The 1,040-nt window shown below is 39.5% G+C and carries 1 protein-coding gene; it reads left to right on the top strand.

Features of this window, described 5'->3' with window-relative positions; genetic code table 11:
* Positions 1-770, top strand: a 770-nt coding sequence (locus J2Z20_RS17830; protein ID WP_245252551.1) for a hypothetical protein, incomplete at its 5' end; no start/stop codon positions are given.
* Positions 771-1,040 lie beyond the last annotated feature (270 nt).

Here is a 1,040-nt window from a genome sequence, read left to right as displayed (position 1 = left end):
GCAGCGTAGAAGTATTTCAGCCGGACACACCCGCACCACCTAACCGCATCGCGGCCGCCACTTCGTGGCTTAAGGTGGTGGGGCGTCGTGAATACGAGAACGTTAAGCGAAATCATTGCAAGAGAAAGGAAAGACAAATGCATATTAGAGGCGTAATTCTTGAAGGATATTCTAATGCCGGGAAGACATCGGTATTAAGAGCAATAAAACAGTATCAATCACAAGATGAAACTGCAGAGAGAAGTGTAGTTATTCTTGGAGAACACTACTCACAAATATTAAATAACAACCATGGAGGGTATGTTAGTTTATCACGAGTAGAACATATTAAATTACTTAGGGAACGAATTGACATGCTAAAGAAACTTAACGAATGGGCAGTTCAGTTAGGCCCTGCATCTAGAAGATCAAGGGGACTTTTTTATGTCCTTGAAAGGTTTCACCTTAATCATAGAGCTGCATTCCCTAATTCTAATAACATTGAAATAAATGAAATTGAAGAACAACTTGTTTCTCTAGGGGCTAAGTGTATTTTACTTACGATCTCGCCAGAAATTGCTGAGGATAGAATTAAAAGCCGACAACCCAATGAATGGGTAAATAAAACAAAAGATGAAGTAAATTTATCAATAAATGAACTATTAAATACACAAAATGTACTAAGACAACAAGCTGAAATTTCAAAAGTGCCTACATTAGAAATTAATACTGATGATAAAGACTGGATTAAATATGTAAGGACAATCATGGAGGGCAATGACTTCGCTTAACACCATATTCACGCTTCGGGCCATTCGGTCCTCGGTCCGGCAGAAGTTAGAAGAATATTCGAAGAGGCATTTCAGCAGCAGGGAAGATTATTCAGCCGGACACACCCGCACCACCTAACCGCATCGCGGCCGGTTCCTTCGGAACCTTAAGGTGGTGGGGCGTCGTGAATACAACAACGTTATATGAAATATCTGCTACAATAATTAAACTCAAAAACCACATCTTATAGCAGGTGAAATATGAAAATAAAAAATAGTATTGAGTGCTGG

Origin of the sequence: Paenibacillus sediminis, from assembly GCF_017873765.1 — a bacterium.
GTDB classification, from domain to species: Bacteria; Bacillota; Bacilli; order Paenibacillales; family Paenibacillaceae; genus Paenibacillus_AG; species Paenibacillus_AG sediminis.
Note: the sequence above shows the minus strand (reverse complement) of the source record. Positions and strands in the feature narration are given on the sequence as shown.